Origin of the sequence: Dyella sp. ASV21, from assembly GCF_016428975.1 — a bacterium.
Lineage (GTDB): Bacteria > Pseudomonadota > Gammaproteobacteria > Xanthomonadales > Rhodanobacteraceae > Dyella.
The window spans coordinates 1-584 of sequence record NZ_JAELTT010000164.1; the positions used below are offsets into that span (position 1 = coordinate 1).

Sequence of the window (584 nt, forward strand, 5' to 3'; positions counted from 1 at the left end):
GCTATCGGTACGTCGGCCAGCGGAATGCCGAGAACGAAGAGATTGCGAACTGGCTACTGCGTCTGACCGACAATCATCGGAACTGGGGCTTCGGCTTGTGCTTCCTGTACCTGCGTAACGTGAAGGGCTTCGGCTGGAATCACAAACGGGTATATCGGATCTATTGCGAGCTCGAGCTGAACCTGCGGATCAAGCCACGCAAACGACTGGTCAGGCAGGTGCCTGAACCGCTGGCTGTGCCGTCGGCCGTCAACCAGGTCTGGTCGATGGACTTCATGCACGACCAGTTGGCCGACGGGCGAAGCATCCGGCTGTTCAACGTGATCGATGACTTCAACCGCGAAGCGCTGGGCATCGAGATCGACTTCTCGCTGCCGTCTGAACGAGTGATCCGTGCACTGCGACAGATCATCGGTTGGCGAGGCAGACCGAGGGCGATTCGATGCGATAACGGCCCGGAATACCTAAGTGCGGCAATCACCGAATGGGCTCGGCAATACGGCATCAAACTCGACTATATCCAACCAGGCAAGCCCCAGCAGAATGCCTATGTTGAGCGCTTTAACCGGACCGTGCGATACGAA

The 584-nt window shown here is 57.7% G+C and carries 1 protein-coding gene; it reads left to right on the top strand.

All coding sequences use genetic code 11. From position 1 onward, the window contains the following. Positions 1 to 584, top strand: a 584-nt coding sequence (locus JHD67_RS21410; RefSeq protein WP_199101162.1) for an IS3 family transposase, incomplete at both ends; no start/stop codon positions are given.